The following is a 17,459-nucleotide window of genomic DNA, read 5'->3' as shown; positions in this document are numbered from 1 at the left end:
ATCATCTTACTAAAAGGACAATATCGCTTAATCATTGGCGCATATTAGCAATTTTTTAACAGATTATATTCAATTAATTTGTTTACCAATTATCCTAAAAAGCCATGCTGAAAAGCAAATACCTTTTCCCATTAATATTGGTTACGTCCCTGTTTTTTTTATGGGCGTTTCTTCACAATATTAATCCAATACTAATCCCGCATTTAAAAAAGGCCTGCCAGCTTAATGATACCCAATCCTCGTTTATAGATCTATCAGTTTACCTGGCATATTTTATCATAGCGGTGCCGGCAGGGTTGTTTATGCACCGTTACGGCTACAAAAAGGGCATTATCATCGGCCTGATATTATATGCTACCGGGGCATTTTTATTTATCCCCGCGGCTTCAACACGCAGCTATCCTTTCTTTTTATTCGGGTTATTTGTTATTGCCAGCGGGGCTACCTTTTTAGAGGCTGTAGCGAACCCATATATCACTTTTTTGGGAGATAAAGCCACATCGGCACAAAGGCTTAATATGGCACAATCTTTTAATGGTTTAGGCTCTTTTATCGCACCCATTATTGGCGGCAAATTTATATTAACAGGTATCGAGCATACACCGGCCCAATTAAAACTAATGAGTCAGCATCAATTCACCAGCTACCTGCAATCAGAAGCCGATACTGTTAAAATGCCCTATTTAATTATTGGCGTGGCCGTTACTTTACTCATCATCCTGTTTGTGATCACTAAGATTCCCGAGGTAAACGCTGATCCAGATGACCTGCACTCGCCCGCAACAGATTTCTCCGTTAAGGTGCTGCGTCATTCCCATTTCAGGTGGTCGGTAATCGCACAGTTTTTTTATGTGGGTGCGCAGGTGGGGGTTGGCAGTTTTTTTATACGCTATGCCAAATATGTGGCGGGGGTAAATGAGAAACAAGCAGCCTTTTTATGGGGTGGCATTGCCATGGTTGGTTTTATGGCAGGGCGCTTTATCGGCACCTTTTTAATGCGTTATGTAAAACCGTCGGTACTGCTCAGCATTTATGCAGCTATTAATATCACATTACTATTAATCGCTCTTAATGCTTCCAATCAAACGGCCTTATATGCCGTAATTGCTGTACCGTTTTTTATGTCGATCATGTATCCCACCATTTTTGCTTTGGGTATAAACGGACTGGGGAATGAGGCTAAGATAGGTGCATCATTCCTGGTGATGTCTATCATTGGCGGGGCGGCAGCACCTTTGCTGATGGGCGTAATTTCTGATCGAACAGGCAGTATCCAAAACGCTTATATCGTACCATTAATTTGCTTTTGTGTGGTGCTATACTATGGCCTTAAAGGACATCAAAGAGTAAATGTTACCCAGCTTAGCCAAACCCTATGAAAAGATATTGCTTAGCCCTGGATTTAAAAGACGATCCCCGCTTAATTGCTGTGTATGAAGAACGACACAAAGCAGTTTGGCCCGAGATCATCAAAAGCATTAAAGATGCGGGGATAGAAAGTATGGAAATATACCGCATTACAAACCGTCTATTTATGATCATGGACGTAAATGATGATTTCAGCTTTGAAAAAAAGGCCGCTGCCGACGAGGTTAACAGCAAGGTGCAAGAATGGGAGAAACTAATGTGGCAATATCAGCAAGCATTACCCAACGCCAATCCGGGCGAAAAGTGGATGTTGATGGAGCAGATTTTTAAGCTTTAATACCCAAAAATATGTCAGCAAATACGAGACATACCTATATACAAATTCACCCAACCGACAATGTACTGGTTGCACTGCAAGACCTGCCTGCGGGTACCTTAATTAACTTCGATGGGCAGCAGTTTGCATTGGCAGAAAATGTGGCCGCCAAGCACAAGTTTACTGTAACCGAATTACAGCCGGGTGCTCCTATCCACATGTATGGCGTATTGGTGGGCAAAGCCTCTGCCCCCATTGTACAAGGCGGCGCTGTTACGGTAAATAATATTGTGCACGCTGCAAGTGATTTTAAAATGGGCAGCCGTAAAACAGCCTGGCATAAGCCGGATGTAAGCGCTTTTGAAAACCGCAAATTTATGGGCTATCACCGGGCAGATGGCTCGGTAGGTACGGCCAATTACTGGCTGGTAATCCCATTGGTGTTTTGTGAGAACAGAAATATTAATGTAATGAAGGAGGCGCTTTCGGCCAAACTTGGTTTCACTAAACCCCGGGGATACGAAAGCGAAGTAGATAGCCTGATCGATATGTACCAGGCCGGTAAAAGCGTTGAAGAAATACTCCGGGCGGATCTTGAGCTCTCTCCCGAAAACGATACGGCACACCGCTTATTCAAGAACATCGATGGTATAAAATTCATCAACCACGATATGGGCTGTGGTGGCACCAGGACAGATTCTGATGCCTTGTGCGGCTTGCTTGCCGGTTATATTACCCATCCTAACGTGGCAGGCGCAACGGTGCTAAGTTTGGGTTGCCAGCATGCACAGGCCAGCATTTTGCAAGCCGAAATCATGAAACGTGACCCGGCATTCAGCAAACCACTGGTCGTGTTAGAGCAACAACAATCAGGCACCGAAACTGCCATGCTGCACGAAGCCTTAAAGCGCACCTTTGTGGGGCTTATTGAAGCTGATCAACACGAAAGAATACCTGCCCCACTATCCAAACTATGCATTGGGCTGGAGTGCGGCGGCTCTGATGGCTTTTCGGGAATCTCTGCCAACCCTGCGTTGGGCTACTTGTCAGACATGTTAGTTACGATGGGCGGCAGTGTGGTTTTAGCCGAGTTTCCGGAACTATGCGGCGTTGAACAAGAGTTGAGCGACCGTTGTGTAGATGAGGCTACCGCTTCCCGCTTTATGGAGCTTATGACCACCTATAACGCCCGTGCAGTGGCCGATGGTTCTGGTTTTTACGCCAACCCATCGCCCGGCAATATTAAGGACGGGTTAATTACCGATGCTATTAAATCTGCCGGTGCAGCCAAAAAAGGCGGCACCTCCCCTGTTACCGATGTGCTGGATTACCCCGAAAAGGTAACCAAACCGGGGCTCAATTTACTGTGTACCCCCGGCAGCGATATTGAAAGTACCACTGCCGAAGTAGCTGCCGGTGCCAACATTGTTTTGTTTACAACCGGGCTTGGCACACCCACAGGTAACCCGATAACCCCGGTGGTAAAAATCTCGACCAATACTAAGCTTTACCAAAAAATGCCGGATATTATTGATATTAACTGCGGAACCATTATTGAGGGTGAGGAAACTATTGCAGAGGCTGCATACCGTATGCTGGATTATGTAATTGAACTGGCCAGCGTTAAGCACAGAACAAAAGCAGAAAAACTGGGTCAGGATGATTTTATACCATGGAAAAGAGGCGTTTCATTATAATCATTAACTATGTTTAGTTTAGAAAATAAAATAGCGGTTATTACAGGCGGCGGCAGCGGTATAGGCAAGGCGATTGCTTTGTTGTTTGCCCGCCAGGGAGCTACAGTATATATTGTTGAGTTAAATTTGGAGGCCGCACAGCAAGTAGCTACCGAGATTAAACAAACGGGCGGTAATGCCCATGCTGTTGCAGCAGACGTAAGTGACCAGCAAGCTGTAGTTAATGCTTTTAAGCAGATTGGCAGGATTGATATTTTGGTGAACAATGCCGGGATAGCCCATGTGGGTAATGTTGAAAACACTGCAGCAGCCGATTTTGACCGCGTTTACAATGTAAATGTAAAAGGCGCTTATAATTGTTTATATGCCGCTATACCGGTTATGAAACAGGGCAACGGTGGTGTTATCCTCAATATGGCATCAATTGCCTCGCACGTGGGTATTACAGATCGTTTTGCGTATAGCATGAGTAAGGGTGCCATTTATGCCATGTCGATGTCTGTAGCGCGCGATTATTTGCACAGTAACATCAGGTGTAACAGTATTTCGCCGGCACGGGTGCACACCCCTTTTGTGGATGGCTTTATTACTAAAAATTATCCCGGACAGGAAGATGAGATATTCGCAAAGCTCTCAAAAAGTCAACCTATTGGCCGCATGGCTGAGCCTGAAGAGGTAGCTTCGCTGGCGCTTTACCTTTGTTCGGACGAATCTGGTTTTATAACCGGCGCCGATTATCCGATTGATGGCGGTTTTATTAAACTTAATAATTAAATTTCTATTCATATATAGCCCTGCATCTGCTTAAAATTAATCTATAACAATCCAGGTGCTTAATTTAATCAAATAAAAAGCTGACGATAAACTACTAAACAATATGAAATTAATAAGATTTGGTGAGGCCGGAAAAGAAAAGCCGGGAGTGATTATTGACGATATTAAATATGATGCATCTGCCTTTGGCGAAGATTATACGGAGACTTTTTTTGAAAATGACGGACTGTCCCGCTTAGCAGAATTTGTTAAACATAATAAACTTGACAAACTTGCCGAAGGAACCCGTTTAGGCAGCCCAATTGCCAGGCCATCAAAAATTGTATGTATCGGCCTAAATTACGCCGACCATGCGAAAGAGACCAATGCAGCTATACCATCCGAACCGATCATTTTCATGAAAAGCACCACCTCATTGGTTGGACCGAATGACGAGATCATGATCCCCAAGAACTCTGTAAAAACAGACTGGGAGGTTGAACTGGCTGTGGTTATTGGCAAAAAAGCATCGTATATAGAAGAGGCCGACGCAACAAATTACATAGCAGGTTATGTACTGCACAATGATGTATCCGAACGCGAGTTTCAACTGGAACGTAACGGTACCTGGGATAAAGGGAAAGGCTGTGATACATTTGCACCGCTTGGCCCCTTTCTGGCCACAGCTGATGAAATTGGTGATGTTGATAATCTGAACCTGTGGCTAACCGTTAATGGTAAAAGAATGCAGCAAGGCACAACATCCAATTTTATATTCAAAGTACCTTTTTTAATTGCCTACGTAAGCCAGTTTATGACGTTGTTGCCGGGGGATGTGATCTCGACAGGTACACCTGCGGGCGTTGGTTTGGGTTTCAACCCACCGGTTTATCTGAAAGCAGGCGATGTTGTTGAATTGGGGATAGATGGCTTAGGATCGTCAAGGCAAGCCGTAATAGCGTATGCAAAAAATTGATTCGCACCAGCATTTCTGGATTTATGATCCGGTAAAAGACAGTTGGATTACCCCGGAAATGGAGGTGATTAAGCACGATTTTATGCCGGGCGACTTAAAACCACTCCTGGAGCAGCACCAAGTCTCGGGCTGTATAGCTGTTCAGGCAGACCAATCTGAACAGGAAACGCTGTTTTTACTGGATCTGGCAGCCCACAACCCTTTTATTAAAGCGGTTGTAGGCTGGGTTGATTTACAGGCCGACGATATTGAGGAACGCTTAACTTTCTTCAGCAAGTATTCGCAGATAAAGGGATTCAGGCATATTATTGAAGCAGAGCCTGACCCTGACTTTTTATTAAACGAAAAGTTCAAAAACGGTATAGCTAAACTTGCTAAATATCAATTCAGTTATGATCTGCTGCTACGGCCAATACATTTGCCCGCTGCCATTCGGCTCGTAAAAGAATTTCCTGATCAGGCTTTTGTTATTGATCATTTAGCTAAACCCGAGATCCGGTCACAAAAAATGGCAGACTGGGAAAAAGATATAAAGCACATTGCCCGGTACCCGAACGTATATTGCAAGGTTTCGGGATTTTGTACCGAGGCCAACTGGCTAAATTGGCGCAGGGAAGATATCACCCCTTATTTAGATGTTGTATTTACCAGTTTCGGCCCCAATCGTGTGATGTTCGGGTCAGACTGGCCGGTGTGTTTACTCGCCGGTGGTTATGCAAAAACAATTGAGGTACTCGAGGATTATCTGACAGATTTCCCCCACTCTGCACAGGAAAACTTTTGGAATAATAATGCGGCCACTTTTTACAGGATATCGGACTAATAATTTTCATCAAAATGGATTTACAACTTCGGGATAAAGTAATTATTGTTACCGGCGGTGCCAGGGGCATTGGTAAGGGCATATCAGTTGTACTGGGCCGTGAGGGGGCGCAGGTTGTTATTATAAGCCGCACGGCTGCAGAAAACATTAAAACTGTAAATGAAATTGAGCTTGCAGGCGGTAAGGCGTTCCAGTTTGAAGCCAACCTGTCGGAACCGGAAGCTTGTGAACAAGCTATGAAAGCCGTGATTGATCGCTTTGGGCGTATTGATGGGCTTGTTAACAATGCAGGTGAAAATGACGGCGTAGGGCTACAAAGTGGCAATTACGAAAAGTTTATGCAATCGCTTCATAAAAACCTGGTCCATTATTACCTTATGGCACATTATGCCTTGCCCCAATTAATTAGATCACAGGGAAGTATATTAAATATTACCTCTAAAACGGCCGACACAGGCCAGGGTGGCACATCTGCTTACGCCGCTGCAAACGGGGGGCGTAATGCACTAACCAGGGAGTGGGCGGTAGAATTATTGCCGCACAACATCAGGGTTAATGCGGTTTCTGTGGCCGAATGCTGGACGCCGCTGTATGAACGGTGGATCAACACGGTAGAAAATCCACAGGAAAAACTAAAAACCATTACCGATAAAATTCCATTGGGCAAACGGATGACTACTGTTGAAGAAATTGCGAACATGGCTGCTTTTTTGTTGTCCCCGCTTTCCAGCCATACCACCGGCCAGATTATTTATGTAGACGGTGGTTACGTACACCTGGACCGTTCAATTACCTGATTTAGTATAATAATAACGACCATTGATTTATCTAACAATGGCGCAAATTTGTATCACTACAGGTCTTTGATCACTTATACATCCTGAAATAACACGGAAATATTCTATATTTGCGGCCACACTGCTCCCGTAGTTCAATGGATAGAATTATGGTTTCCGGTACCATCGATATGAGTTCGAATCTCGTCGGGAGCACTAAAGCGAGACAATGACAATTCAAAGTCACTTGTCTCGCTTTTTCATTTTATTACTTGCTATCAAGCAAATAGCAGATCTATGGAAAATAATCTGAAAACAAACGCTTATTGGATGTCGTTTTGAATGGCCAGGTTCAAAATAACATGAAACTTCTGCCTGTTGATTCTTATAAAGAAAGGATGGATAATAACACTGTTACTTAACATCCTAAAAAATGCATTTAGATGTAGCCTGGTCATCAGAATCTATACCGAGGCTATTTAAATGGATAAATTGATCCATGAGCCTTTCGGAAAAGCACTTTGAGCCTTTCAAAAAAACAACGTATAACTGCTTCGGCTGATCTTTGTACAGTTAATTTCAAGAGTGTGCAAATGAGCAGGTATAATGCAGTTGTTAAACAGAAGATTAATCAATATAAATGAGCATAGAAAAAAACATTGAAATCGTAAAGCGATTTACAGAGGAAGTGATCAATCAGCATAAATTTGAATTGATCGATGAGTTTTGGGCGGCCGACATGAAATGGCATGGGGGTTTTATGGGTGATATCGATGGAATTGAAAATTACCGCAACATGTTAACATCTGCCATAAATGGCGCTTTCACCAATATGAAACTGGAAATTATTTATACAATTGGGCAGGATGACAAAGTAGCCATGTTTTTTACCAATAGCGGGCGCAATTCTGGGCCCTTTCTGGGAAACGAGCCATCTAATAAAGATGGAAAATGGAATGGGATGAGTTTTTACCGTATCGAAAACGAAAAAATTGCCGAGGCCTGGTTTTCAGAGGATCTCCTTCAAATGTTTGTTCAATTTGGCTTTATCAAGTTTTAAAAACTTGGAGCGGTACAGAAAGAGAGGGAAACAATCCTATTACTTCCCCCTTTTACAATGCCTACTACACAATAAATTATTCAGTTGATATATTTCTTTTTAACCCAACAGTGTTTAACATTTATTCCGTCTTTTTGAATCAGATCAGAATTATAATAATCGATCAGTTTTTTCCCTTTAATTTTAGAATTTATTGAAAGTTTAACCTGGCTAAAATCACCTGTACTATCAGCTTTTTGCACTTCATTAATTTGATCGGCCACAATCTTTAAATCCGAATCTGTAATAGGCGTTGATATTGTCTTTAAACCGTTCACTTCTTTCAGCAGGATAGTATCCCGAAGGCGGGATTCATTTCTAACAGAATCGGGCTGCTCTAAAGGGGATTTTAACCTTGCTTTCTTTTGCTCAGTTTCAACAGGTGATTCTATGAGATGGCTGACATCATCGACGGAGATAGGTTGCTGATAGGATACACTAAGATGTTCTGCACCGGCCTCTTTAAGCACATCGTTCTTATATTTTTCATTCCTGGCATAAGAAAAGGCTTCGACTACGTGCCCCATGAGTCCAAAAAGAAGGATACCCAACCCAACTCCCATCAGGTAATTTTTTTTGGCAAAAATCAGTAAGCTTAATCCACTTAAAGCAACCACAGTCCAAACTAGCCTTACGCCAAACCAGGATTTGTGAATCTTTTCCACCCTGGGAACTTCGGCTTTAAAAAATGCCGGCTTATCATGTTCATACAACTTCAGTTTTTCAACAAATGAACGTTTTGTATAAACACCACTTGCTGCCCCGGCGATGCCGAAAAACAGGCCGCCAATGATTAGCGGTATCGTTAATCCTTTTAAAACAGACAACGGACCGGCCAGTTTCCAGCTCAAAAAAGCACCCAAAAAGAGCAGTAATACTGCGAGGCCAATAACTTTTAAACTATCATGCCCCGATTCGTTTTGGTAATAGTTTACCATCTTTTGATAAAAGTCCATGCAATTTGCTTAAATAACAAAGATGGTGATATAGGGCAATTGGCAGGTTTCTTTAGCAGCTCAATCTATGTTGTTGAGAAGCTCAACCATTGAGTACTTGTTGAAACTATGTAAGTGATTGATGTGGATAATTTCTGCGGCTATTCAAAATCTATAGAACTGATTATACCGCGAACTGCTCTTTTCAACACCGTGCAATTTGCAACCGGGTCTAAGTTTCTAAAGTAGAGATTTAGTGTAGCAAGGCCATGGGCAATGGATAGAAACGTTAGGTAATTACTACGGAAGGAACTTTCAGTAACTGAAATGTCCTTTCTTAACCCATTTAGTTCTTTTCGGAAAAGATTGCTGATATCTTTTAAAATAGGGAAAGTCTCCTCAACATCGGTGACATGGATACCTACAGTATACATTAATTGATACAATTCGCTTTCTTTTTGTGCAAATCTGATATGCGCTGTCAGCATAGATTCCATTCTCGCTTCTGGGTCAGTTAATCCGATAAGCGCCTTTTCTACGCAATTAACCAATGTCGCAAATCCCCTTCTCGATAATTCGATGAGAACTGCCTCCTTATTCAAAAAATAAGAATAGATCACCGGCACACTGTATTCTATCTTTTCTGCAATTTTCCTAACGCTTAAAGACTCGCATCCTTCGGTTTTGAGAATGTCCATCGCTGCATTAAGAATGCCGTTGTAGACTTTGTCCTTACAACGTTGCATCCGCTCTTTGCTGCCCATAATAATAATATTTGTTACATGAAAAAAAGCGAGGCACGGCTGAAGCCGGCCTCGCAAATAAATTTTAACGATCACCTTTAACACACCTGAAAAGACAGGCATTCATTAAGGCTTAACCTGAAAAAGCAAATCATTACGGCATTAAAAACCTGAAAAGAGTGATGAAAGGCCTGCCCGAATGGACAAAAGAGGAAGATGACTTTCAGGATAATTTATTGGGGATGTATAAAGCAGTAGAAGGTGAATATATTACATTTATGAATCACGTAGGCAGTTTTCTGGGGAAAAGATATATTAACTCCAAAACAGATCTGCAAAGCGGCCCTGTATTTATCCCTGTGCCCCGTATCCGGCAAAAAGAAGCCGTAACTTATTATGCCAGCGAAGTTTTCCAAACACCAAAATGGCTTATTGAGCCAATTATGGTTCAAAGGATCGGCATAAAACCTGTAGAAGAAATTAAAGGACTTCAGGGCCTTGCCCTTGCCACTTGTGTAAGTCCAAAAGTAATGCTCAACATAGTTTCTATCTCGCAAACTGCAAAAGACCCGTATACGCTGCCGGAATATTTGAAGGATTTAGAGCGCGGAATTTGGGAAGAGTTAAACACGCACAGTCCCATTGATATATACCGTCGTAACCTTCAAAAAATGTATATCAGTCAACTGGGTTTAATTGTAAAGCCTGGTGCAAATGTGCAAGGCCCATCCCCTACGACTGATAGCGATGTATCATCCGACTGTAGGGCTGATATTGCTGCACTGAAGAAAAGAATTGAGGGGGCATTACCTGCTATTCACGATCAGGCTACCCGATATCACCTGATAGATATTAATAGCCGTATCGCTAAAATTTTGAGCGATAAAGATTAACATATTTTTCAGTTTAGGCAGCCTAATAATTAATCAAAGAAGAGACTTTTCTCCCGGCCTCTTCTTTGATTAATTATTAACTTACTTCTTTAGCCATTTAGCAAGTCCAGACAGTAGGTCATATTCGTTCTTTATCGTTTTTCATTTCGTAAAAGTGAGTTTAGTTAAGTTAATAAAATGGCGGCTCCGCTTCAGTGGACCGCCATTTTTCGTATCATACTTTTACAAATCAATAAATTTCTACTTGCTATACCATCTGCTTTTTAGGCATACCTATAGGCAGGGTCCCCCCTGTTTTTACCTCTTGTAGCACAAATGTAGAGTACATATTACCCAAGGGCACAATTTTAGAGATCACATTAGCCAGAAAATCATCATAACTAGCCAGGTCCGGGGCCGCTATCCTGAGAATAAAATCAAACTCCCCGGATACTTTAAAACATTCCTGTACTTCGCCAAACTTTACGATTTCCTCTGCGAAGCGGCTTAAATTTTCATGCAGGTGATCTTTGATCTTGATATGGGTAAAACAAATCAGTCCCAGACCAACCTTATGATGATCGATTATGGCAACATAGCCCTTAATATATCCCTCTTTTTGCAGGCGTCTTACCCTTTCCTGTATTGTGGAAGGGCTTTTATTTAGTTTTTCACCTATATCTTTATGAGTCAGGTGGCCATTTTGCTGCAATAGCGTTAAAATGCCGGTATCTATTTCGTCAAACGTGTTTGGCATAAAAATAAAATGGTTTTGCAGCGGTACTGCAATAGAATAATTGGTTCACAATATTACTCAAAATAGTACGCATATTAACAAATTTTAACCTTGCTTACCGGCACTGCACAATTTAGAGAATCAATTATCAAACCAACCAGGGTGTGCGGCAATCATCGCGGCCATTTTTTGCACGCTGCTCCGTTTCAATTGCCTCACCCGCTCGGTTGTGATACCCAATTGCCCGGCAATATCTTCCGGCGTTAACTGCATCTGTCCGTTAAGCCCGTAACATAGTTCTACTACCTCCCTTTCCCTTGGGGTAAGCCGTCCGAGCAATTGGGCTATCGCTAAATGAGAAGATTCCTGTTCCAATAGCCGGTCGGCAAGGTGTTCTTCATTCCATAACTGATCAATTAGGGTATAATCTTCATTTGATCCAATCTGCACATCAAAGCTAATGGTGCGCCCGCTACTGCCTAACAGCTCATAAAGCTGCCCTTCCCTGGCTTCCATAAATTCTGCCAGCTCCCCGATTTCCGGCGTGCGGCTGAGCCTTTGCTCCAGCTCTGCGGCACAAGATTTCATCTTTGTCAGCAAATTAATCCTGTTCATGGGTAAACGAACCATCCGGGTCTGTTCTGCAATCGCAAGCATAATAGATTGCCGGATCCACCATACTGCAAAAGAGATAAAGCGAAAACCCCTTGTTTCATCAAAAAGGCGTGCCGCTTTAATCAGGCCGGCATTACCTTCGCTAATCAGGTCAGCTAAAGGAAGACCTTGCCCCTGGTACTTTTTGGCGACAGATATTACAAACCTTAAATTAGCCTTAATCAGTTTTTCGAGAGCGGCTGCATCTCCGGTCTTAATTCTACGTGCTAATGCGGCTTCTTCTTCGGGGCCAATCAGGTTAGTCCTGGCCACTTCCAGCAAATAGGTGCTCACTACAGATGATTCTGTATCCGTAATGCTATGGGTGATTTGCAAATTTCTCATAAGGGCATCGTTGCATTAATATTGCAAATCAGCACGTTCTCAGGGATTTTGGGTTCAATCCAGTTTGTCCCCGGCTCGAGCGTCCCATCAGTGTAGCCTACTGACATGATTAGATTTAAGGAGGCGGGATAAAGCGTAAAAGCAATCAGGCTACAGTCTTTAACCAGCAATCCGGTTAATTCCTGCAGGGCTTGCGCCCCTCCAATATGGGAAACTCCCTGCGCCGAACCCGGAAGCAGGTGCGTGGGTAAAAGAATATGGCTGTATAAAATATTCCCGTCGAGCCGGCCGGTAAACGAGGCGCCATTGAGTGCATGCTGCCTTAATATCAACTGGTACCATCTGCCATCCAGGTATAGGCCGAACCGGTGCGCCCGGTCCGGCTCAATCGGCATGTTACCTGGTGAAGCCATAATTTCAAAATTTTTCTCAATAACCTGAAGAATACTTTCCGGATTGATGGGATGCCCCGGTTTCAATAACTTGTGGCAAGGCAGAGACCTGAGTTGGTTTTCGGCCATATACAAAGTTGATAAATAAACGGACTGACCGACCAAGTGCAATTCATCATGATTGGGTTGCGGACCAGGCACGCTTGCCATCCCTGGTATACGATTATGCCCATCGGCAAGAAACACTGTACCCAATTCCCCAAAAGCCTTCACTAACTCTTCCATCAATGTAGGCTCGCTAACTGTCCAAAGCCAGTTTTCCTGTTCTCCCAAACTGATCATTTTCGGAGTAGTAGTCAGTTTTGCCCGGGCGATCAATTCCTCAATTTGGGGATCCGCCGGATAAGCGATCAATACGGGGCTGGCATCAGGATTATCCTCACCCCGGTGTACAGTCCTACCCCCACAATCATCAACACATTTCTGTTCACACCCTTTAATTCGTCCATTGTTGATATCCGCAAATGAGGTTAAGGCCCAAACACCTGTGTACGATTCGCCCTGTGCCCGCAATTCATAAATATAGAAAGCTGCCTTCCCGATTGCTTCAAGCTGCTGACTCTGGAAATGCTTGCCCTGGCGGTCTATGGATAAGTTACGGGAATACAGCGACTGGCCGGCTTCTATTAATTCTTCATCCGCATCCCAAAATGCGGTGTATGCACAAAAAGCTTTGATAGTTGGCATAATTATATAGGTTTAAAGATTATGGTAAGGACCTGCAGTACGCTGAACTTTGTTTGCACTGGCTGCGTTTATGGCAAAAGCAGTGCAAAAGTATAGCGGCCCGGCGGCCCTTAATTGGTTACATCAAATGTCTGTTTTCAGAAAAGCAAATGCTATGGGTATAGTGATTATCGGGGGATTATCCGATTTTTCAGGCTTTTCACCCTCATTTCAACGGATATTAAAGACAAAATGCAGGTTCGGCCGGAGAATTACCTGCTACGCGGCCACGAAAGTGTATTTCATACAATCTGTTACACTAAGCCACTTTTAATTTTTCCTATTCTCAAAAAAAATAAATTACACATAGGCCTTTCGTTTCACTATTAAGATCATTTAGTTTCGTTTATATCATAGGGCGACAAATAAAGAAACACCTAATAAATACACTAAGCAACATGAAAGAAGTTAAAACATTGGGACAGTTTATTATTGAGAAGCAGGCAGACTTCCCCTATGCAAAGGGTGAACTTTCCCGATTGTTGCGAGACATTGGCATTGCAGCCAAGATCGTAAACCGGGAGGTTAATAAAGCCGGGCTTGTTGATATTTTAGGGGGCACAGGAAATGGGAATACCCAGGGCGAACAACAGCAAAAACTGGATGTGTATGCCAACGAACAGTTTATTTCTGCGCTAAAACACGGGGGCGAATGCTGTATCGTAGCTTCGGAAGAAAATGAAGACATCCTATACCTGGATACAGGCGTATCAAAGAACGCCAGTTATATCGTGGCGATAGATCCGCTGGATGGCTCTTCCAATATCGACGTTAATATAGCCGTTGGTACCATCTTTTCGATTTGCCGGAAACGGTCGTCTGCCAGGGCAACGCTGGACGATGTTTTACAGAAAGGTACCATGCAGGTTGCCGCCGGTTATATCATTTACGGTTCATCTACCATGCTTGTTTACACAACAGGCAAAGGTGTGAACGGCTTTACGCTCGATCCCTCAATCGGCGAATTTTGCCTGTCACATCCCAATATGCAAATTCCCGAAAACGGGAATATTTATGCCATTAATGAAGGTAATTATGTGCATTTCCCTGATGGCGTGAAGAAATTCATCAAATACTGCCAGACAGAAGACCCGACAAGTAACAGGCCTTACATTTCACGCTACACCGGTTCTATGGTTGCAGACATTCACCGTACTCTAATTAAGGGCGGGATCTTTATCTATCCGGTTACGGCAGCATACCCAAAGGGAAAGTTACGACTGCTTTATGAATGCAACCCGATGTCGCTAATTGTAGAACAAGCCGGTGGGCGCGCAACTAATGGTTGCCGGCGGATACTGGAGCTCGAGCCAGAGACCTTACATCAGCGAACAGCAATTTTCATTGGCTCTACAGAACTGGTTTTAACTGCCGAGTTGATGACTACAGCGGCAGAATTTGTTTTTTAACTATAGACAAACATGATGACAAACGCATATACCCTAACCAAGTTTGACCTAACTTACCTGGGATTTCCCCTTAACACTACTTGCTTTTATCAGTTTTCTCCGGAACTCCTCACCCGTTATGCTGTTGAAAACAGGGAAGGATTGCTTACAGATCAAAATATACTGGCGGTAGACACAGGGGAATTTACAGGCCGTTCGCCCAAAGACCGTTTTATCGTCAAAGACGACGTTACAGCAGAAACGGTATGGTGGAATGACATCAACATCCCTTTTTCGCCGGAAGCATTCGAGCGACTCCAGTACCAAATGATCACCTATCTTAATGCCAGGCCTTTCTTTGTCCGTGACGCAGCTGCCTGTGCAGACCCCGATCATCAGATTTCTCTCCGGGTAATTACAGAAACCGCCTATCAAAGCCTGTTTGCATACAATCTGTTTATCAGCACAGAAGGAAATGTGGGTTTGCAACCAGATTGGACGGTAATTGCAGCACCCGGTTTCTGTGCAGACCCGAAAGAAGACCAAACCCGGCAACATAATTTTTCGATCATTAATTTCACCAGAAAAGTGATCCTGATAGGTGGAACGGGGTATACAGGAGAGATCAAAAAAGGCATCTTTTCTGTGCTTAACTTTTTGTTACCACAAAAAGGTGTTTTACCGATGCACTGTGCCGCAAATACGGGAACAGATGGTGAAAGTGCGATCTTTTTCGGGCTTTCAGGAACAGGCAAAACCACTTTATCCGCCGACCCTGAACGCAGGCTAATCGGCGACGATGAACATGGCTGGAGTAATAACGCGCTATTCAACTTCGAAGGTGGATGTTATGCAAAAACAGTTAACTTAAACAAGGATAAAGAGCCGCAGATCTATGCAGCGCTCAAACGTGGGGCACTACTCGAAAATGTTTCTTTTTATCCGGGAACACAAACAGTTGATTTTAATAATATTTCGAAGACAGAAAATACGCGGGTTTCCTACCCGCTCAATTTTATCCCGGGTGTGGCAAAACCAGCTGTTGGCCCTATACCCCGTCACATATTTTTTCTAACGGCTGATGCTTTTGGTGTATTACCACCCATTTCGAAATTAACCACAGAACAGGCGATGCACTATTTTATAGCCGGTTACACCGCCAAGGTTGCCGGCACAGAGCACGGTATAAACGAACCCACAGCTACGTTTTCTGCTTGTTTCGGCAAAGCTTTTCTTCCTTTACATCCTTTTCAATACGCCGGATTACTGGAGGAACGGATCAAAGAAAACAACGTACAGGTATGGTTGATTAATACCGGCTGGACAGGTGGCCCTTATGGGATCGGCGAAAGAATTAAGCTTCATTTTACACGGTCGATCATCAGCGCAGCAATCAATGGAAGCCTCTCCGGGGTAAAGTACGACAAATTGCCCCTGTTTGAACTGATGATGCCCCAAACATGCCCCGGTGTCCCCGATGCTCTTCTAAACCCTATAAAAACATGGCCAAGCGTTGCAAGTTATGAAGCAAAGGCCCGCCAGTTGTTCGAGCTTTTTAAAGAAAACATGAACCAATATAAGGGTATTGAAAACCAAGAGATTGCCAACAAGTTTGCGTCAGCGGCCATACATTCAATTGATTAACCGGGAATCAGATTTATATATAAAGAGCCGTCTCCTTGATGGCTACTTTACATTTTGCTTGGTTCCTTATGTTAATTAAGGGTCGACGTTTCCTTCGAGCCAAATTTATTATTGAGTATACCTACGGCAATGTAAATCACCGGCGAAATCAGAAATTCAAATAATGTATTGGCTATATTATGCATCTGTATGGATAGTTTGCCAAAACTCCAGTCGTAAAGGCCAAGCAATAGTAATAAAACGATAATAATGACATGGATGAGGTGCCAGATATACATCATCCACTCTGTAGTGGTACGGCGCAGCGCAAGCGTACCTGTGCCATATATGATGAGAATAGATAAAAATTTGCCAATATGCCTTGCTTTACGTGGGATGGACTGATAATACCCCACATCAACCAGGTAAAGGTTATACAATGAATAGATGATAACAATAATGATAAACCCTATCCAATAAATTTGGCGGTTACTCAGTTTGCGCATGCTCAAGATTAAGCTTTTTTGAGAAAATTAGCCACATACCAATTATAAAGCCATAAACTACAAAAGTGAATACGTAGTGATGTGCAAAATCGGCAAACTTTGGGTAATAAATAATGATGTAAGCCACGCCAGCGCAGCGCAGCACATTAACTACATAAATAAGCAAAGGGCCAATAATACCGAATATTACCTTTCTTTTGAGTGTAGCAGGCATACATACTATAAAGCCGATGTACAATACCATCAGTTCCAGCCCGTTACAACCATCTTCTATCGATACCACATTCCAATCATGAATATAGATATTTTCGAGCGGCGCAGCTGACGGGCCGCTATCTGAAGGAATAATACCCATTTGGCTTTTTTCACTAAAATCAGTGGAATGGCTGAAGGTATTGAGTGTCCAGGTGGTGCCAATGCCCACTGCGTAGCTGAGAGGTTTGTCTAATACACGTGCCGGAAGCAATAAAAGATATAACAGTTTCCATACAACAAGTATCAACAGCGCATGTAAAATAAAGCGCTTTACTGGAACAGGTATCTTGCCCCACTTATTTAGGTATAGATTTTTAGACAACGTTGGCTCTTATAATTAATAATATAAAAATATGAAATTAAAAAGGAGTTCCTGATGAACTCCTTTTATCTTATAATAAATTTAGGCCTTTCGG

General features: G+C 43.0%; 18 protein-coding genes and 1 tRNA gene. 12 read left to right on the top strand and 7 right to left on the bottom strand.

Going from position 1 to position 17,459, the window contains the following annotated elements; translation table 11 throughout:
- The first annotated feature begins 104 nt into the window (after positions 1 to 104).
- From fucP to PQO05_RS09100, 9 genes are all read left to right on the top strand, one after another.
- Positions 105 to 1,379, top strand: coding sequence for an L-fucose:H+ symporter permease (fucP, locus tag PQO05_RS09140; protein WP_273632409.1), 1,275 nt, complete (start codon positions 105 to 107; stop codon positions 1,377 to 1,379).
- Positions 1,376 to 1,705 (top strand): L-rhamnose mutarotase, encoded by a 330-nt coding sequence (locus PQO05_RS09135; protein ID WP_273632408.1) that lies wholly within the window; start codon positions 1,376 to 1,378, stop codon positions 1,703 to 1,705. Before fucP ends, PQO05_RS09135 begins: the two co-directional genes overlap by 4 nt.
- 11 nt (positions 1,706 to 1,716) lie before the next feature.
- Complete coding sequence (locus tag PQO05_RS09130; protein ID WP_273632406.1) at positions 1,717 to 3,381, top strand: UxaA family hydrolase; 1,665 nt, start codon at positions 1,717 to 1,719, stop codon at positions 3,379 to 3,381.
- A gap of 9 nt (positions 3,382 to 3,390) precedes the next feature.
- Positions 3,391 to 4,155: an SDR family NAD(P)-dependent oxidoreductase gene (locus PQO05_RS09125; protein ID WP_273632404.1), complete on the top strand. Its 765-nt coding sequence runs from the start codon at positions 3,391 to 3,393 to the stop codon at positions 4,153 to 4,155.
- A gap of 103 nt (positions 4,156 to 4,258) precedes the next feature.
- Positions 4,259 to 5,110 (top strand): fumarylacetoacetate hydrolase family protein, encoded by an 852-nt coding sequence (locus tag PQO05_RS09120; RefSeq protein WP_273632403.1) that lies wholly within the window; start codon positions 4,259 to 4,261, stop codon positions 5,108 to 5,110.
- The gene (locus PQO05_RS09115; RefSeq protein WP_273632402.1) at positions 5,097 to 5,933 is read left to right on the top strand and encodes an amidohydrolase family protein; all 837 of its coding nucleotides are present in this window, start codon (positions 5,097 to 5,099) and stop codon (positions 5,931 to 5,933) included. Before PQO05_RS09120 ends, PQO05_RS09115 begins: the two co-directional genes overlap by 14 nt.
- A 14-nt stretch (positions 5,934 to 5,947) precedes the next feature.
- Positions 5,948 to 6,730: an L-fucose dehydrogenase gene (locus PQO05_RS09110; protein ID WP_273632401.1), complete on the top strand. Its 783-nt coding sequence runs from the start codon at positions 5,948 to 5,950 to the stop codon at positions 6,728 to 6,730.
- Positions 6,731 to 6,853: 123 nt separating this feature from the next.
- Positions 6,854 to 6,925, top strand: a tRNA-Arg gene (locus tag PQO05_RS09105).
- 424 nt (positions 6,926 to 7,349) lie between these two features.
- On the top strand, positions 7,350 to 7,769 hold the full coding sequence (locus tag PQO05_RS09100) for an ester cyclase (RefSeq protein WP_273632400.1): 420 nt from the start codon (positions 7,350 to 7,352) through the stop codon (positions 7,767 to 7,769).
- Between the two features lie 80 nt (positions 7,770 to 7,849).
- Here PQO05_RS09100 and PQO05_RS09095 read toward each other — a convergent pair whose 3' ends face one another.
- Positions 7,850 to 8,659: a hypothetical protein gene (locus PQO05_RS09095; protein WP_273632399.1), complete on the bottom strand. Its 810-nt coding sequence runs from the start codon at positions 8,657 to 8,659 to the stop codon at positions 7,850 to 7,852.
- Positions 8,660 to 8,904: 245 nt separating this feature from the next.
- Positions 8,905 to 9,507 carry a TetR/AcrR family transcriptional regulator gene (locus PQO05_RS09090; protein WP_273632398.1) on the bottom strand — a complete coding sequence of 201 codons (603 nt, stop codon included), beginning with the start codon at positions 9,505 to 9,507 and terminating at the stop codon, positions 8,905 to 8,907.
- Positions 9,508 to 9,668: 161 nt separating this feature from the next.
- On the opposite strand from PQO05_RS09090, the gene PQO05_RS09085 reads away from it, so the two are divergent.
- Positions 9,669 to 10,379: a zinc-dependent metalloprotease gene (locus PQO05_RS09085; RefSeq protein ID WP_273632397.1), complete on the top strand. Its 711-nt coding sequence runs from the start codon at positions 9,669 to 9,671 to the stop codon at positions 10,377 to 10,379.
- A gap of 247 nt (positions 10,380 to 10,626) precedes the next feature.
- Here the strand turns inward: PQO05_RS09085 and PQO05_RS09080 are convergent, their stop codons facing one another.
- The 3 genes from PQO05_RS09080 to PQO05_RS09070 form a co-directional block, all read right to left on the bottom strand.
- Positions 10,627 to 11,115, bottom strand: coding sequence for an Lrp/AsnC family transcriptional regulator (locus tag PQO05_RS09080; RefSeq protein ID WP_273632396.1), 489 nt, complete (start codon positions 11,113 to 11,115; stop codon positions 10,627 to 10,629).
- A gap of 120 nt (positions 11,116 to 11,235) precedes the next feature.
- Positions 11,236 to 12,093 carry a sigma-70 family RNA polymerase sigma factor gene (locus PQO05_RS09075; RefSeq protein ID WP_273632395.1) on the bottom strand — a complete coding sequence of 286 codons (858 nt, stop codon included), beginning with the start codon at positions 12,091 to 12,093 and terminating at the stop codon, positions 11,236 to 11,238.
- Positions 12,090 to 13,232: a DUF1015 family protein gene (locus tag PQO05_RS09070; protein ID WP_273632393.1), complete on the bottom strand. Its 1,143-nt coding sequence runs from the start codon at positions 13,230 to 13,232 to the stop codon at positions 12,090 to 12,092. The genes PQO05_RS09075 and PQO05_RS09070 overlap by 4 nt, the downstream gene beginning before the upstream one ends.
- Before the next feature lie 437 nt (positions 13,233 to 13,669).
- Between PQO05_RS09070 and fbp the strand changes: the two genes are divergently transcribed.
- Positions 13,670 to 14,680: a class 1 fructose-bisphosphatase gene (gene fbp, locus PQO05_RS09065; protein ID WP_273632391.1), complete on the top strand. Its 1,011-nt coding sequence runs from the start codon at positions 13,670 to 13,672 to the stop codon at positions 14,678 to 14,680.
- 12 nt (positions 14,681 to 14,692) lie between these two features.
- Complete coding sequence (gene pckA / locus PQO05_RS09060) at positions 14,693 to 16,303, top strand: phosphoenolpyruvate carboxykinase (ATP) (RefSeq protein ID WP_273632390.1); 1,611 nt, start codon at positions 14,693 to 14,695, stop codon at positions 16,301 to 16,303.
- 71 nt (positions 16,304 to 16,374) lie between these two features.
- On the opposite strand, the gene PQO05_RS09055 is transcribed toward pckA, so the two are convergent.
- Positions 16,375 to 16,788: a hypothetical protein gene (locus PQO05_RS09055; protein ID WP_273632388.1), complete on the bottom strand. Its 414-nt coding sequence runs from the start codon at positions 16,786 to 16,788 to the stop codon at positions 16,375 to 16,377.
- The gene (locus tag PQO05_RS09050; protein ID WP_273632387.1) at positions 16,772 to 17,365 is read right to left on the bottom strand and encodes an archaeosortase/exosortase family protein; all 594 of its coding nucleotides are present in this window, start codon (positions 17,363 to 17,365) and stop codon (positions 16,772 to 16,774) included. Before PQO05_RS09050 ends, PQO05_RS09055 begins: the two co-directional genes overlap by 17 nt.
- Positions 17,366 to 17,459 lie beyond the last annotated feature (94 nt).

The organism is Mucilaginibacter jinjuensis (assembly GCF_028596025.1).
Classification (GTDB): Bacteria; Bacteroidota; Bacteroidia; order Sphingobacteriales; family Sphingobacteriaceae; genus Mucilaginibacter; species Mucilaginibacter jinjuensis.
Note: the sequence above shows the minus strand (reverse complement) of the source record. Positions and strands in the feature narration are given on the sequence as shown.